Origin of the sequence: Arthrobacter sp. UYCu712 (genome assembly GCF_040547005.1) — a bacterium.
GTDB lineage: Bacteria > Actinomycetota > Actinomycetes > Actinomycetales > Micrococcaceae > Arthrobacter.
Map to the genome: position 1 here is coordinate 160,320 of NZ_JBEPOZ010000003.1, position 14,524 is coordinate 174,843.

Annotated in this window: 15 protein-coding genes; 6 read left to right on the forward strand and 9 right to left on the reverse strand. The window is 66.7% G+C overall.

Annotation, left to right across the window (positions count from 1 at the left end):
* The 4 genes from ABIB51_RS04460 to ABIB51_RS04475 form a co-directional block, all read right to left on the reverse strand.
* Nucleotides 1-840: an enoyl-CoA hydratase/isomerase family protein gene (locus tag ABIB51_RS04460; RefSeq protein WP_354185870.1), complete on the reverse strand. Its 840-nt coding sequence runs from the start codon at nucleotides 838-840 to the stop codon at nucleotides 1-3.
* Nucleotides 840-2,069, reverse strand: a complete 1,230-nt coding sequence (locus ABIB51_RS04465; RefSeq protein ID WP_354185872.1) for a thiolase family protein — start codon at nucleotides 2,067-2,069, stop codon at nucleotides 840-842. Before ABIB51_RS04465 ends, ABIB51_RS04460 begins: the two co-directional genes overlap by 1 nt.
* Before the next feature lie 145 nt (nucleotides 2,070-2,214).
* Nucleotides 2,215-2,901, reverse strand: coding sequence for a pentapeptide repeat-containing protein (locus tag ABIB51_RS04470; RefSeq protein ID WP_354185874.1), 687 nt, complete (start codon nucleotides 2,899-2,901; stop codon nucleotides 2,215-2,217).
* A complete protein-coding gene (locus ABIB51_RS04475) occupies nucleotides 2,901-3,374 on the reverse strand; it encodes an SRPBCC family protein (protein ID WP_354185876.1) in 474 nt (157 codons plus the stop codon). The genes ABIB51_RS04470 and ABIB51_RS04475 overlap by 1 nt, the downstream gene beginning before the upstream one ends.
* A 154-nt stretch (nucleotides 3,375-3,528) precedes the next feature.
* Between ABIB51_RS04475 and ABIB51_RS04480 the strand changes: the two genes are divergently transcribed.
* Together ABIB51_RS04480 and ABIB51_RS04485 are read left to right on the forward strand one after the other, a co-directional pair.
* A complete protein-coding gene (locus ABIB51_RS04480; protein WP_354185878.1) occupies nucleotides 3,529-3,705 on the forward strand; it encodes a CsbD family protein in 177 nt (58 codons plus the stop codon).
* 230 nt (nucleotides 3,706-3,935) lie between these two features.
* Nucleotides 3,936-4,661: a dienelactone hydrolase family protein gene (locus tag ABIB51_RS04485; RefSeq protein ID WP_354186188.1), complete on the forward strand. Its 726-nt coding sequence runs from the start codon at nucleotides 3,936-3,938 to the stop codon at nucleotides 4,659-4,661.
* Nucleotides 4,662-4,726: 65 nt separating this feature from the next.
* Here ABIB51_RS04485 and ABIB51_RS04490 read toward each other — a convergent pair whose 3' ends face one another.
* From ABIB51_RS04490 to ABIB51_RS04510, 5 genes are all read right to left on the reverse strand, one after another.
* Nucleotides 4,727-6,184, reverse strand: coding sequence for an amino acid permease (locus ABIB51_RS04490; protein ID WP_354185880.1), 1,458 nt, complete (start codon nucleotides 6,182-6,184; stop codon nucleotides 4,727-4,729).
* A gap of 267 nt (nucleotides 6,185-6,451) precedes the next feature.
* Nucleotides 6,452-8,101 (reverse strand): ABC-F family ATP-binding cassette domain-containing protein, encoded by a 1,650-nt coding sequence (locus ABIB51_RS04495; protein ID WP_354185882.1) that lies wholly within the window; start codon nucleotides 8,099-8,101, stop codon nucleotides 6,452-6,454.
* A 111-nt stretch (nucleotides 8,102-8,212) separates the two neighbouring features.
* Nucleotides 8,213-9,088 (reverse strand): metal ABC transporter permease, encoded by an 876-nt coding sequence (locus ABIB51_RS04500; protein ID WP_354185884.1) that lies wholly within the window; start codon nucleotides 9,086-9,088, stop codon nucleotides 8,213-8,215.
* A gap of 3 nt (nucleotides 9,089-9,091) precedes the next feature.
* The gene (locus ABIB51_RS04505; protein WP_354185886.1) at nucleotides 9,092-9,964 is read right to left on the reverse strand and encodes a metal ABC transporter ATP-binding protein; all 873 of its coding nucleotides are present in this window, start codon (nucleotides 9,962-9,964) and stop codon (nucleotides 9,092-9,094) included.
* The gene (locus ABIB51_RS04510; RefSeq protein ID WP_354185888.1) at nucleotides 9,961-10,929 is read right to left on the reverse strand and encodes a metal ABC transporter substrate-binding protein; all 969 of its coding nucleotides are present in this window, start codon (nucleotides 10,927-10,929) and stop codon (nucleotides 9,961-9,963) included. The genes ABIB51_RS04505 and ABIB51_RS04510 overlap by 4 nt, the downstream gene beginning before the upstream one ends.
* Before the next feature lie 52 nt (nucleotides 10,930-10,981).
* Here ABIB51_RS04510 and ABIB51_RS04515 point away from each other — a divergent pair, with 52 nt between their 5' ends.
* The 4 genes from ABIB51_RS04515 to ABIB51_RS04530 all read left to right on the forward strand — a co-directional run bounded on the left by ABIB51_RS04515 (nucleotide 10,982) and on the right by ABIB51_RS04530 (nucleotide 14,482).
* On the forward strand, nucleotides 10,982-11,743 hold the full coding sequence (locus ABIB51_RS04515) for a CPBP family intramembrane glutamic endopeptidase (RefSeq protein WP_354185890.1): 762 nt from the start codon (nucleotides 10,982-10,984) through the stop codon (nucleotides 11,741-11,743).
* Between the two features lie 148 nt (nucleotides 11,744-11,891).
* Nucleotides 11,892-12,332: a VOC family protein gene (locus ABIB51_RS04520; protein ID WP_354185892.1), complete on the forward strand. Its 441-nt coding sequence runs from the start codon at nucleotides 11,892-11,894 to the stop codon at nucleotides 12,330-12,332.
* Nucleotides 12,333-12,353: 21 nt separating this feature from the next.
* Complete coding sequence (locus tag ABIB51_RS04525) at nucleotides 12,354-13,319, forward strand: 1,4-dihydroxy-2-naphthoyl-CoA synthase (RefSeq protein WP_354185894.1); 966 nt, start codon at nucleotides 12,354-12,356, stop codon at nucleotides 13,317-13,319.
* 23 nt (nucleotides 13,320-13,342) lie between these two features.
* Nucleotides 13,343-14,482: an AMP-binding protein gene (locus ABIB51_RS04530; RefSeq protein ID WP_354186190.1), complete on the forward strand. Its 1,140-nt coding sequence runs from the start codon at nucleotides 13,343-13,345 to the stop codon at nucleotides 14,480-14,482.
* The last annotated feature ends 42 nt before the right edge of the window (nucleotides 14,483-14,524 follow it).

Genomic DNA, 14,524 nt, shown 5'->3' on the forward strand with positions numbered 1-14,524 from the left:
CTACTTCTTCCGGTCTGACGTGGTTGATGGATGCGCGGCTGGCCTTTCGGCTGGCGCCATATCTGATTTCTTATCTGATTTCTTATCCAGGAACGCCTGCATCCGGTCAAACTTGGCCTGGGACTCAAAGAGGATGCCTTGGGCCAGCTGGTCGATCAGGGGATGCGACTCCGCCGGGGCGTGGAACACGGACTTGGTGATGCGTACGGCCAGCGGATCCTGCCGGCAGATCCGGTCAGCAAGGACGTGTGCCGCGTCCATCAGCTCCGGAGCTTCGTGGATCTCGGTGATGAGGTTGACGGCGAGGGCGCGCTCGGCCCGCAGCACAACCCCTGCCAGCAGGATTTCCTTGGCCACGGCCTCCCCCACGAGTTCCTTGAGCCGCCAGCTGGCACCGGCCGCGGCGAGGATGCCCAGTCCCGTCTCCGGGTTGCCGATCCGCACGCCGGGTGTGCCGATCCGGAAATCCGCCGCGTAGGCCAGCTCGGCCCCGCCGCCCAGGCAGAAGCCGTCGAGGGCCGCGATGACGGGCAACGGCAGCTTGGCGATCCGGACGAAGATGGTGGAGTTGATGCCCTGCAGGGCGTCGTCGCGGCGGCGAACACGCAGTTGCCCGATGTCCGCCCCGGAGGCAAAGACGCCGTCGGTGCCGGCGATGATGAGCACTTTGGGGGTCTGCTCGAGGTAGGCGCAGACCAGGTGGAGTTCGTCGACCATCTGCTGGTCGATGGCATTGCGGACCTCGGGGCGGTTGAGCAGGACCACCAGCCGGTCCCTGCGCTCTTCGATTTTCAGTGTGCTGAACTCGCCCGGGTTGAGCCCGGAGCCGGCGGCCGCCACTAGACGCGCTCCAGCAGCATCGCGGTGCCCTGGCCGACGCCGATGCACATGGTGGCGAGGCCGATCCTGGCGTCTTCGCGTTCCATCCGCCCCAGCAATGTGATGGCGATCCGGGAGCCGGACGAACCGAGCGGGTGCCCCAGGGAGATTGCGCCGCCGTCGCGGTTCACGATCTCCGGGTCCAGGCCGAGCCGGCGGACGCTGGCGAGCGACTGGGTGGCAAACGCTTCGTTGAGTTCGACGGCGCCGAGATCGTCGACGCTGAGCCCGGTCCGGGCCAGTACCTTCCGGGTCGCCGGGACCGGGCCGATGCCCATGATCTCCGGTTCGCAGCCGGCGGAGGCCCCATCGATGATGCGGGCCCGGGGGGTGAGTCCGAGGCGCTTGATTGCGGCTTCGGACGCGACGATGATCGCGGAGGCTCCGTCGTTGAGGGTGGAGGAGTTTCCCGCCGTGACGACCGAACCGCCGGCGACGACGGGCCGCAGCCCGGCCAGGACGTCCATGGTGGTGCCGGCGCGGGGTCCTTCGTCGGTGTCCACGACGGTTTCGCCTTTGCGGGTCTTGACGGTCACGGGGACGATTTCCCCGGCAAAGCGGCCGGCCGCGATGGCGGCCAGCGAGCGTTCGTGGGAGCGGACGGCGAAGGCGTCGGCGTCCTCCCGGGAGATGCCGTCCACCCGGGCGACTTCCTCCGCCGTTTCCGGCATGGAGTACGTCATCTTGCCGTCGCGGGAGAACCCGCCCTTGGCGAACAGCGGGTTGACGAAGCGCCAGCCGATGGACGTGTCGAAGATCTGGCCGGGCTTGGCGAAGGCGGTCTGCGGCTTCTCCTGGACCCAGGGGGCGCGGCTCATGGATTCGACGCCGCCGGCGATCACAATGTCAGCGGCACCGGACTTGATCATCTGGCTGGCCATGATGATGGCGCTCAGGCCTGAGGCGCAGAGCCGGTTTACCGTGATGCCGGGGATGCGCAGGGGCAGCCCGGCCAGGATGGTGGCCATCCGGGCGACGTTGCGGTTTTCCTCGCCGGCGCCGTTGGCATTGCCCAGGATCACTTCGTCGATGCTGTCCGGGTCGACGCCGGCGCGGGCCACAGCCTCGCGGACCACGAGGGCGGCCAGGTCATCGGGGCGGACCGCGGAAAGGGCGCCGCCATAGCGGCCGACGGGAGTGCGGGCACCGCCTACGAGAAATGCCTGTGGTCCTGCAACTGCTGATGCCATGGGTACACCCTTCACGCGATACACGTCGCTGTCATCGATAAGAACTTCCGTCCGGGCGGCACCAGGCTTCGGGAGCACCAATTTACCGACCGTTCGTTCTATAAAGATTACACGGCGCGGCAAGGGGGTCAACCAATCCGCCGGATTACACGACGACGACGCCGAGGTGGCTCGCCAGCAGCGGGGCCAGCAGGGTGAGCTGGTAGTCGTCGATCACGAGGCCGGCGAGGCTGCCCAGCCCGCTGATAATCCGGAAATCCGTGCCGCGGAGGTCGACGTCCTTGAGCTTCGCGCCGCTCACGTCTAGGGTGCCGATCGTGCAGTTCTTCAGCGCCACCCGGGTTGCCGTGGCGGACCCGAGGTCCAGTTCGCCGATGATGCAGTCACTGATCTGGACGTCGGTCAGTTTGGAGCCGCGCAGGTTGACGTAGTCGAGCTTGCCGCCGTCGATCCGGACCGACTGCCAGCCGCTTTCATAGAGTTCGGCGGAGCCCCAGCGGGGATTGCCGATCTCAACGTCACGCAGGCTGCTCCTGGCCGCGGTGAACACCGGGGCGTACATCTCCGAGAGGATGCAGTCGCGGAAGGTGGCGCCACGCAACTGCGTGTCATTGAAGGAGACGCCGGCGAACTCGCATTCGGCGAAATCCGTTGCGCTCAGTTCCAGCCCGTCGGCGGCCGCCCGGCAGTACCGGACGCCGTCGTAGCGCTCCCCGCGCTGGAAATCCGGGGACGGGTCCTCCCGCAGCTCCTGCAGCCGGACGGGTGCGAGCCGCGGCGGCGTGACCTTCGGCGCCCTCGCGGCCCGCGGTGCCGGTGTGGGCGGCGCCATCAGAGCGACTCGGCCTTGGCCGCGATTTCCGCCAGGTCCCGGGCAAGGGCCTTGCGCGTGATGCGCATGCCGATGGGGCCCAAGACCGCCATCATGACCTTGCTGAGCCGCGACGGCTTGAGCACTTCGGCGCCGAACGTCAGGGTAAGGTCCGTCCCGCCGTCGCGCTCGGTCAAGGCGAAGCGGCTGGTGTAATCGGCGCCGCCCTGCAGGGCCTTGACCGTCGTGCTGCCGCCACGGTTCTCCGATGGCGGCTCGGACTGGGATACCCACATCTCCACGGTCTCCGCGCGCCCCATCATGGTGCGGGTTTCCTTCCAGCGGGTACCGTCGGCGTAAGGCCCCTCCGTGAGCATCTGGATGGAGTCAACGCCGGACAGCGTCGCGGCCGATCCCGGGATGTCAGAAATGACGGCCCACACCTTGTCCGCCGGGGCGTTGATGTGTTGGATCAGGGTGGTTTTGTGGTCCATACTTCCGAGCCTATCGGGAAGATCCCCGCTGGGAACCCCCTGGGACCCTCAGGAACCCTTAGGAACCCTTAGGAACCCTTAAAGTAGTAAGCATGCTTTGTGTTAGGCTGGAAATACATTGAATTTCAGTCGGAAACGAAAGGTGGTTCACACCATGGGTATCGGAGACAAGATTCAGAACGAAGCGGAGCACCTCGGCGGCAAGGCCAAGGAAGCTACCGGAAACGCCACTGACAACGATCAGTTGCGCGCCGAGGGCCAGAAGGACCAGGTCGTCGCGGACGCCAAGAAGGTCGGCGAAAACGTCAAGGACGCCTTCAAGAAGGATTAATTTTCCTGCAGATGGCGGCGTCGGACTTTCCTTTGGGGGATGGTCGACGCCGCTTTTTTGTGCCTGAATCCCGCCCGTTCAGCTCGGGATTCCGGAAAGGTTTGCAAGACTGACCGGAAGACACCAACCGGGAGGATGCAATGACCAGCAAGAATGCAGGATCCGGCAGGCCCGACAGCGCCGATCACAACAGCACCGGCCGCGACGGTACTGCCTTAGGCAATGCCGGTGTGAGCAATGTCGATCTCAGCGCGGAAGGCGTCGCCTCCGGCGGCTCGCACACCCTACGCGGCTACCTCGCCGAACCTGTGGGCGAGGGGCCATTCCCGGCGGTCCTGATGATTCATGAGGCCTTCGGCCTGGACCACATCACGGTGCGCCACGCGGACAGGATGGCCGCCGCCGGGTATCTGACGCTGGCCGTGGACCTGTTCAGCGACGGCGGGGCGCGCCGCTGCCTCGTGGCGACGATGCGGTCCCTTGCCGCCGGTGAGGGCCGTGCCTTCACCGATCTGTCCACTGCCCGGGCCTGGCTGCAGGACTCCGGCCGGAGCACGGGCAAGATCGGCGTCATCGGTTTCTGCATGGGCGGCGGCTTCGCCCTACTCCTCGCGAACGACGGCTTCGATGCCGCCGCCGTGAACTATGGCAGGCTCCCCCGGAACCCCGTCCAGGCCCTGTCCGGCGCCTGCCCCATCGTGGCAAACTTCGGCGCGAAGGACCGCACGCTGCCCGGCGCCGCAGCCAAGCTTGAGTCCGTCCTGGGCGGGATGGGCGTGGAGAACGACGTCAAGGAGTTCCCGCAGGCCGGGCACGCCTTCCTCAACGATGTGGAGACGGGACCCAAGGTGCTCCGACCGCTCTTCCGGGTCATGGGCATCGGCCCGGATCCACAGTCCACCCCGGAGGCGTGGCGGCGGATCGAGGACCACTTCGCCAAGTTCCTGTTGGCCTGAGGCTTATTCGACGGCGGCGGCCACCTTGCAGAAGGTGACCGCCGCGGTCGTCGTGGTTCCAGAAGCTAGCTGAAGAGCTCGCTCTTGGGCTCGTTGTTCTTGACCTTCTGCCAGCCGAGCCACAGCACGACAACGAAGAACGGGATGGTGGCCAGCGTCCACAGGCCCAGGTGGAACACCTCGCCGGTCTTGCTGGTCATCGTGTCGAAACCGATCAGCACGCTGATGGCCAGCAGCGCGATGAGCCCGGCCCAGCTGGTCCACGGCGAACCCGGCATGGGAAGGCTGGAGACCTTGCCCTTCTGGTGCCGCAGCGCGATCTGGCTGGCAAAGATGGCGCCCCAGGTGAAGATGACGCCGATGGACGCCGTGTTGAGCGCGAGGTCGAAGGCGTGCGAGCCGCCCAGCCAAATGTTCAGCATGATGCCCACGAGGTAGAACGCGGCGATGGCGAGGATTGCCATGTAAGGCACGTGGCGCGACGACATCTTGGTCAGCCACTGCGGGGCATGCCCATTGTTGGCCATGGTGCGGAAGACGCGGCCGATCGAGTAGAGGCCGGAGTTGCAGGAGGACAGCGCGGCGGTGATGACGATCATATTCATGACGTCGCCCACCCAGCCGAGGCCCATCTGGCCGAACACCGTGACGAACGGCGAGACACCGGCCTTGTACTGGTCGGACGGCAGCAGCATGGCCAGCAGCAGGACGGAACCGACGTAGAACACCACGATGCGCAGGACGACGGCGCGGATTGCCTTGGGCACTTCACGCTTGGCGTTCTGCATCTCACCGGCGGTGATTCCGACGAGTTCGATGCCGTTGTAGGCGAAGATGACGGCGTTCAGGACGAGCACCATCACGAGGGCACCCTTGGGGAACATGCCGCCTTCGTCGTGGAACAAGTTCGCCACGGAGGCGTGCCCGTTGCCGACCTGGGCATTCGTGACCACCATGAAGGTGCCGACGGCGAGGAAGATCACGATGGCGCCGACCTTGAGGCAGGAGGCCCAGAATTCAAACTCGCCGAACGCCTTGACGCTGAGCAGGTTCACGGCGACCAACAGCGCGAGCGCGGCAATGGCGGACGCTTCGACCGGCACGTTGGGGAAGAAGAACTGGAAGTAAAGGCCGATTGCGATCAGTTCCGCGATCCCGGTCATGCCCCAGTTGATGAAGTACATCCAGCCGGAGATGAAGGCGCCCTTCTTGCCGAACATCTCGCCCGCATAGCTGACGAAGGAGCCGGAGGTCTGGCGGTACATGATGAGTTCGCCCAGGGCACGCATCAGCAGGTATGCGATGACGCCCGCGATGGCGTAGGAGAAGATCAGCGCCGGGCCGGTCGACGCCAGGCGCCCGCCGGCTCCCATGAAGAGGCCGACGCCGATCGCGCCGCCCATCGAAATCATGGTCACGTGACGGCCGCTCAGGGTCTTCTTGTAGCCCTCGGCGCTGAGGGTCGAGTCAACGGCGGATTCCGCCGGCGCGCTCTTAAGTTCTGTGGGGGTAATTGATGGCACAACGGTTCCTTGTAGGTCGAATTATGGCCGGGACGGGACCGGGATTCGGTTACACAGCATTCGGCTATTGCCCCGGTGGGGTAGCAACGTGTACCGAACCTCACAAAGTGAAAGCTTCGCGCGGCTCATCCATCGTACTAGAATTCCTGACTTGTCCGTGACGCGGGCAACACCAGATGGGTACTACGCCTAATTAATGGCGTCTGATCTGGAAAATGGCCGAACAATGTTCTATGGGGGCTCCGCAAATCCTGGCCTATCGTCCTGCTACGCCAGAGCGCCGTCCCGCATGGCGTAGCGGACCCAGTTTCCGGCGCCGGCCCCGTGCCCGGTTTCGCTTCGCTTGGCGCAGGTGCTGAACCACTCCCCCAGCGCGCGGTCGTGGCTGACCATGACCAATGTCCCTTCGAAGTCGGAAAGGGCCGCCTCAAGCTGTTCCACCAGTACGGGCGCCAGGTGGTTGGTGGGCTCATCCACCAGCATCGTCCCGAAGCCGCCCAGCAGGAGCCGGGCCAGCGCCAGCCTGCGTTGTTGCCCCGCGGAAAGGCTGCCCACCGGTACGTGGAATTCGCTGGTCCGGAAGAGGCCCAGGCGCAGCAGCGCCTCGGCGTGCTCATCGATGTTGCCGCCCAGGCCCGAAGCAAAAGCGGGCAAAAGACGCAGCGCCGGGCGCTGCGAGAGTTCCAGCTCCTGCTGCAGGTAGCCGATCCGGCCGTGCCTGACCACGCTGCCCTTGGCCGGTTCCAGTGTGCCCGCCAGGACGGAGAGCAGCGTGGACTTGCCCGCACCGTTGGGGCCCGTGATGAGGATTTTCTGGCCCGCCTCCACCCGGAAGTCCGTGGGTTCCAGGCGGCCGGGCACTGCCACCCCCTTCGCCTCAAGGGCGGGGCCCGCCGCAACGTCTGCCCGCAGGTCCGTCGCCAGCTTCAGGGGCACCGGGGGACGGTCGATGGGGTTTGCCTCCAGCCGGCGCAGACGCTCCTGGGCATTGCGGACCTTGCTGGTGGCCGCCTTTTGCCACGTGCCGGCCTTGAAGTCGAAGCCCATTTTGTCGCCGTCGCGCTGGCGGGCGTAGCCCATCTTCCCTGCGACCGTGTCCGCCTGGAGCTGTTCGGCAGCCATCGCGTCCAGCCACCCGTGGTACTGCTGCGCCCAGCGCTGGCGTTCGGCAGCCTTCTCCCGCAAGTAGCCTTCGTAGCCGTTGCCATACCGGTTGACCGTCCGGCGTTCGGCATCCACCTCAATCACGATTGAGGCCACTTTGCGCAGCAGCACGCGGTCGTGGGAGACCACCACCACGGTTCCGCGGTGCGCCGCCAGCCGCGCCTCCAGCCAGGCCGTGCCGCTGGCGTCAAGGTGGTTGGTGGGTTCGTCCAGGAGCAGGATGTCCGCGGGATCGGCGAGTACGCAGGCCAGTGCCACGCGCTCCTGTTCCCCGCCGGAGAGCGAGCCCAGTGTCCGCATCCGGTCCAGCCCGCCCAGGCCAAGCCGGTCCAGCGCGGCCTCCACCCGGGATTCCGCGGCGTAGCCTTCCCTGAGCTGGTACTGCGTCTGCAGGTTTCCGTAGCGCTCCAGATCGTCGGCTTCGGCGCCGGCAAGCCCGTCTTCCAGGCGGTCCAGCTCGGCCTCCATGGCGCGGAGCGATTCCAGTGCGGCGTCGATCGCGTTGCTCACGGTGAACTTATCGGGCAGGCCAAGGGTCTGGGCCACGTAGCCAACGCGGCCCTGGCTGGCGGCGGTGCCCTCGTCCGGGGCCTCGAGCCCGGCCAGGATCCGGAGCAGCGTGGATTTGCCCGCACCGTTTTCGCCGACGATCGCCACATGTTCGCCGGCCGTGATGGCAATGTCGACGCCGGCAAACAGCTGGCGGTCCCCGTAGCCATGGGATACGCCCGAAAGGCGGAGATGTTCGCTCAAGGAGTCCTCGCAAGTAGGTGCCCAGCCTGCCGGCGGCGGCTTAAGTCCTCAAGTATGGCACCGCCGGCTGGTGCGGAGGTACCGAGGCGCCCGCCGCCGTCGGGCCGGTGCTCAGGCGGCGAGGACAACCGCGTTCTTGCGCCGGGCCTTCGCCAGCCGCGTCCCGATCAGGCCCTGCCGGGGGCTGAACAGGTAGACGGCGGCGAAGGCGGCCCCCTGAGTGAGGACCACCATGGCGCCGGAGGCGGTGTCGAGGTAGTAGCTGAGGTAGATTCCTGCGATGGAGCACACCGCGGAAATGACCGGCGCGATCACCAGCATGCGGGAGAAGCGGTCCGTCAGCAGGTAGGCCGTGGCGCCGGGGATGATCAGCATGGCCACCACCAGCACCACGCCCACGGTCTGCAGCGCCACGACGGAGGTCAGCGCCAGCAGGCCCAGCAAGAGGGCTCCGAGGCGTTTCGGGGACAGGCCGATCGCGTGGGCGTGGGTGGGGTCGAAGGCGTAGAGCGTCAGGTCGCGCCGCTTGAGGATCAGGACGGTGAAGGCGACCACGCCCAGCACCAGAACCTGGATGAGGTCCGGGATGCTGACGCCGAGCAGGTTGCCGAAGATGATGTGGTTCAGGTCCGTTTGGCTCGGCGTGACGGAGATGAGCACCAGGCCCAGGGCGAACAGCGAGGTGAAGACAATCCCGATCGCTGCGTCTTCCTTCACCCGGCTCGTGTTGCGGACCACTCCAATGAGGGTCACGGCAATGAGCGCGAACACCAGCGCCCCCAAGGCGAAGGGCGCCCCGACGATGTAGGCGAGCACCACGCCCGGAAGCACTGCGTGGGAGACGGCGTCGCCCATCAGCGACCAGCCGATCAGCACCAGCCAGCAGCTCAGCACGGCGCACACAATCGCAGCCAGCGCCGTGGTGATGATGGCACGGACCATGAAGTCATAGCTCAGCGGTTCGAGCAGGATGTCGAAGAGATCCATGGTTCAGCTCCTGCCCTGTGGGTTCGAAACGGGGAGTCCGGGGACGTCTCGATCGGCGGAGACAGCGACGGCGACGGAGTCGGCGTCGGCGTCCGGGAGATCGCGGACAGCGACGGCGACGGAGTCGGCGTCGGCGTCCGGGAGATCGCGGTTGAGCACGTCGAGGCCGAAGGCCATGGCCAGGTGCTCGGGTTGCAGGACCACCTCGGGCGGGCCGTGCATGAGGACCTTGCGCATCAGAAGCACGGCTTCGTCGCAGAGCTGCGGGAGGGCGTGCAGGTCATGGGTGGAGATCAGGATGGTGCAGCCGTCCGAGGCGAGCTCTTTCAGCAGGCGCGTGATGGTTGCTTCGGAGCGCTTGTCCACCCCGGCGAACGGCTCGTCGAGGAGCATCATGGTGGCACCCTGGGCGATCCCCCGGGCCACGAATGCGCGCTTCTTCTGGCCGCCGGAGAGCTGGCCGATCTGCCGGCCGGCGAATTCGGACAGTTCCACCCGGTCCAGGGCGAGGTCGACGGCGGCGCGGTCCGCCTTCGAAGGGCGGCGGGTGAACCCCTGGTGCCCGTAGCGGCCCATCATGACGACGTCGCGGACGGACAGCGGAAATTGCCAGTCCACGTCCTCGCTCTGCGGGACGTAGCCGATCCCGCCCTCCTTGCGTGCCTTGGCAGGCGGCTCACCGTTGATGAGGACGCGGCCGGCGTCGGGCTTGATCATTCCCATGATCGCTTTGAACAGCGTGGACTTGCCGGAGCCGTTCATGCCCACCAGGCCGCAGATCCGGGAAGCTTCAAGGGACAGCGACGCGGCGTCGAGCGCCAGGACGTCGCCGTAATGGACGGTGACGTTTTCCACCAGAATCGCCGGATTGCTCATGATGCCGCTCCTGTCAGGCCTTCGGTGATGATGTTGGAGTCGTGCCGGATGAGGTCCAGGTACGTGGGGACGGGCCCGTCCGACTCGGAGAGCGAATCCACGTACAGCACCCCGCCGAACGTCGAGCCCGTGGCTCCCACCACCTGGCGCATCGGGGCGTCCGACACCGTGGATTCGCAGAACACGGCGGGGACCTTGTTGGTCTTCACGAATTCGATTGCCTTGGTGATCTGTTGCGGGGTGGCCTGCTGTTCGGCGTTGACGGCCCAGATGTAGACCTCCCGGAGGCCGGCGTCGCGCGCCAGGTACGAGAACGCGCCCTCGCACGTCACGAGGGCCCGCTGCGCCTCGGGGACAGTCGCAAGCTTCTGGACCATCTCGTCCTTCACGGACTGCAGCTTGGCCTTGTACGCCGCGCCGTTCGCCTCGAAGACCGCCGCGTTGTCCGGATCGAGCTTCGAGAACGCCTTCACCATGTTGTCCACATAGATCTGAACGTTGACCGGCGACATCCAGGCGTGCGGGTTCGGCTTGCCCTGGTAGGAGTCCTCGCTGATGGACATCACGTCCACGCCGTCGCTCACCACGGCGTGCGGAACGTCCAGGCCCTCAACGAACTGGGCGAACCACGCCTCGAGGTTCAGGCCGTTGTCCAGTATCAGGTCGGCCTTGGAGGCCTTGCGGATGTCCCCGGGCGTAGGCTCGTAGCCGTGGATCTCGGCACCGGCCTTGGTGATTGATTCGACCTGCAGTTTGTCCCCGGCCACGTTCTGCGCCACGTCGGCAAGGACTGTGAAGGTGGTCAAAACGACCGGCTTCCCGCCCCCGGAACCCTGGCCCTGGGCGGCGTTCCCGCATGCGGCGAGGGACAGGCAGAGCAGGACGGCAGCGACGGCGGCGCTGGCAGTGCGGGCAGGACGAGATCGACGGACGACTTTGGTGCACCGAAAAGAAGATTTAGGCATACCGAATATTCTACGTGACCGTGCCGCCCTCCCCCGGCGCTAGGCTGGTGACATGGGCACAGCTCTCCGCACTTCACCGGCGCCGCGGCCGGAGCTATATCAATTCACGCGGCTCGATCTCACCACCGCCGGACTCTATGTGGCCGTGGCCGCTTTCTTCACCGCGGCAGGGGACGTGCTGGCGCCGCTGATGCTGCAGATCTCGCCGAATCCCGCGGTGGCCTCCTATTCGGTGAACCTGATCTTTTACGGGTCCATCGGCGTCCTGGCCCTGGTGGCGGCCCGGCACATCGCCGCGCGTGATCTCCGCGTCCTGGCCACGAGGCGGTGGTTCACGCTCCTGATGGTCCCGCTGGCGGTGGTGGCCATGATGATCCTGACCGCGATCCTCGTCGCGGTGAGCGGTCCGGTTCAGACGTCGGCGAACCAGGCCGCGCTTCAGGCCCTCATGCAGCAGGTCCCTGTCTGGCTGATGGTGCCGTTGCTGGTGATCGTGGGCCCCTTCGTGGAGGAATACATTTTCCGCCACCTGCTGATCGGCAAACTCAGCCGCCGGGTCAACATCTGGATCTGCTGCGCACTGTCCGTGATGCTGTTCGCTGCCCTGCACATCGTGGGCCAGGAAGATCTGACCCTGCCCGTACTGATGCCCTACCTCGCGATGGGCGCCGTCCTGGTGTTTGTCTACGTCTGGACCGGCAAGAACGTGATGTTCTCCTACTTCGTGCATGCCGGGAAGAACCTCTTGGCCGTCATCTTCATCTATGCCATTCCGCCCGAGGTCCTGGAGCAGCTGCAGCGGATGCAGGGCTGAGCCGGGCGCGCGCGTCAGCGCCCGCTGGCCGCCGTTGCTCCGACAGGTTGACTTTGCCGCGGAAACACTGCCGCGAACTGTCATCTCGCGGAGATTTGCAGGCCCGGGACCCTTCCGGCCGGAGGGCACGGCGTCGTAGTTTCTTTCCATGACACTCAACATCCAGATCGCCGTCGACTGCTTGAACCCCCATCAGCTTGCCGACTGGTGGGCCGAAACCCTGGACTGGGCCGTGGAGCCGCAGGATGAGCACTTCATCCGCTCCATGATCAACCAGGGCTTCGCCACCGAGGCCGACACCCTGCGGCACCACGGCAAACTCGTGTGGGGTGCCGGTGCCGCCATCCGCCCGCCCGACGAACTCGACGCCAAATCCCCGGCCCGCCGCATTCTCTTCCAGACGGTCCCGGAGAAAAAGACCATCAAGAACCGGGTGCACTGGGACGTGCGGCTCGCGGGCGCGGACAAGGACGCCGTGCGCGCCGCGCTCGAAGCCCGCGGCGCCACGTTCCTCTGGACAGCCAACCAGGGACCGCATTCCTGGCACACCATGGCCGACCCGGAGGGCAACGAGTTCTGCATCAGCTGAGCCGATTACTAGACTCGGACTGTGAGCAACGAAATCCCCGCCAAGGTATCCGACGTCTTTGACCCCACCCGGTGGCGCACCGTGTCCGGTTTTGGCGACTTCCAGGACATGACCTACCACCGGCAGGTGGAGCGCTCCGAGGACGGCACCGTGGTCCGGGACCTGCCCACCGTCCGCATCGCCTTCGACCGGCCGGAGGTGCGCAATGCCTTCCGCCCCGGCACCGTGGACGAGCTCTACCGCGCCATGGACCACGCCCGGATGACCCCGGACGTGGCAACTGTCCTGCTCACCGGCAACGGCCCCTCCGCCAAGGACGGCGGCCACTCGTTCTGCTCCGGCGGGGACCAGCGGATCCGCGGCCGGGACGGCTACCGGTACGTAGTACAAAACACTGATGGTGAAACGACGGAAACCATCGACCCCGCCCGCGCCGGCCGGCTGCACATCCTGGAAGTCCAGCGCCTCATGCGCACCATGCCCAAGGTGGTCATTGCCGTCGTCAACGGCTGGGCAGCCGGCGGCGGACACTCCCTCCACGTCGTCTCGGACCTCACCATCGCCTCCCGCCAGCACGGCAAGTTCAAGCAGACCGACGCCACGGTGGGCAGCTTCGACGCCGGCTACGGCTCAGCGCTGCTGGCCCGCCAGATCGGCCAGAAAGCCGCCCGCGAAATCTTCTTCCTGGCCCGCGAATACTCCGCCGAGGACATGGTCAGGATGGGTGCCGTCAACGAGGCGGTGGACCACGACCGGCTCGAGGACGTGGCCCTGGAGTACGCCGCGGACATCGCCCGGCAGTCCCCGCAGGCCCTCCGGATGCTCAAGTTCGCGTTCAACCTCGCCGACGACGGGCTCGCCGGCCAGCAGGTCTTCGCCGGCGAGGCCACCCGGCTGGCCTACATGACGGACGAGGCCGTGGAGGGCAAAGAAGCCTTCCTCGAAAAGCGCGACCCGGACTGGTCCAACTTCCCGTACTACTTCTAAGGCGCGCTGTGACTTCCGGAGCCATGAACATCGAGCCCGCGCTCAAGGCGCTGGCCGCTGCCCTCCACGGCGAGGGTCCCGCCGTCGAACTGTCCGTCGGGCCCGACGGCTCACCGGCGCTGGGGTTTCCTGACACACCCGGCATCGGGGACGCGGCCGTTGTGGTGCGGACCTCCGGCTCCACCGGCGCCCCCAAGGCGACCGTCCTTACCGTCGAGGCCCTGGCGGCCTCGTCCATGGCGACCGCCTTTGCGCTCAAGGGCGAGGGGCAGTGGCTGCTGGCCCTTCCCGTCCAGTACGTGGCCGGCGTCCAGGTGCTGGTCCGCTCGCTCTTTGCGGGGACCCGGCCCTGGGTCATGGACCTGTCCGGCGGCTTCACGCCGGAGGCCTTCACCGCCGCGGCGCTGGAGCTCACGGACAAGATCCGTTTCACCTCGCTGGTGCCCACCCAGCTTCAAAGGCTGCTGGACGCGCCCTCAGCCGAGACCCTGGCGGCGCTGCGGCGCTTCAACGCCATCCTGCTCGGCGGCGGCCCCGCGCCCGCGGAGCTGCTCGCCGCGGCCCGGGACGCCGGCGTACGCGTGGTGATCACCTACGGCTCGTCCGAGACCTGCGGCGGGTGCGTGTACGACGGCTTCCCGCTCGAGGACGTCCTGGTCCGGGTGGAGGACGACGGCCGGATCCTGCTCGGCGGGGCCACCATCGCCGCCGGCTACCTGGACACCCCCGCGCTGACGGCGGAGTCGTTCGTAGAAGTGGACGGCGTCCGCTGGTACCGGACCAATGACTTGGGTGAACTGGACGACGACGGCAGGCTCACCGTGCTCGGCCGGGCCGACGACGTCGTCATCACCGGCGGCGTCAAGGTGTCCGCCGCGCATGTGCAGGCGGAACTGGAGAAGCTCGACGGCGTGCTGGCCGCCTTTGTGGCCGGCGTCCCCTCCGCCGAGTGGGGACAGGCCCTCGCCGCGTACGTGGCGGTGACCGACAGCTCGCCCGAGGGCCTTGCGGGCTTTACCCGCGACGCCGCCTGGGGCCAGATCCCGGGCACCCTCGCCCCGAAGACCGTGCTGGCCGCCGGCCAACTGCTGATGCTGCCCAACGGGAAACCGGACCGGCTGGGCATGGCTGTCCGGCTCAACGACCTGCATCAGGGAAAATAGATAGGCCGGGCACTCCCGGCGCCGCCAAACCAACACGAGGTA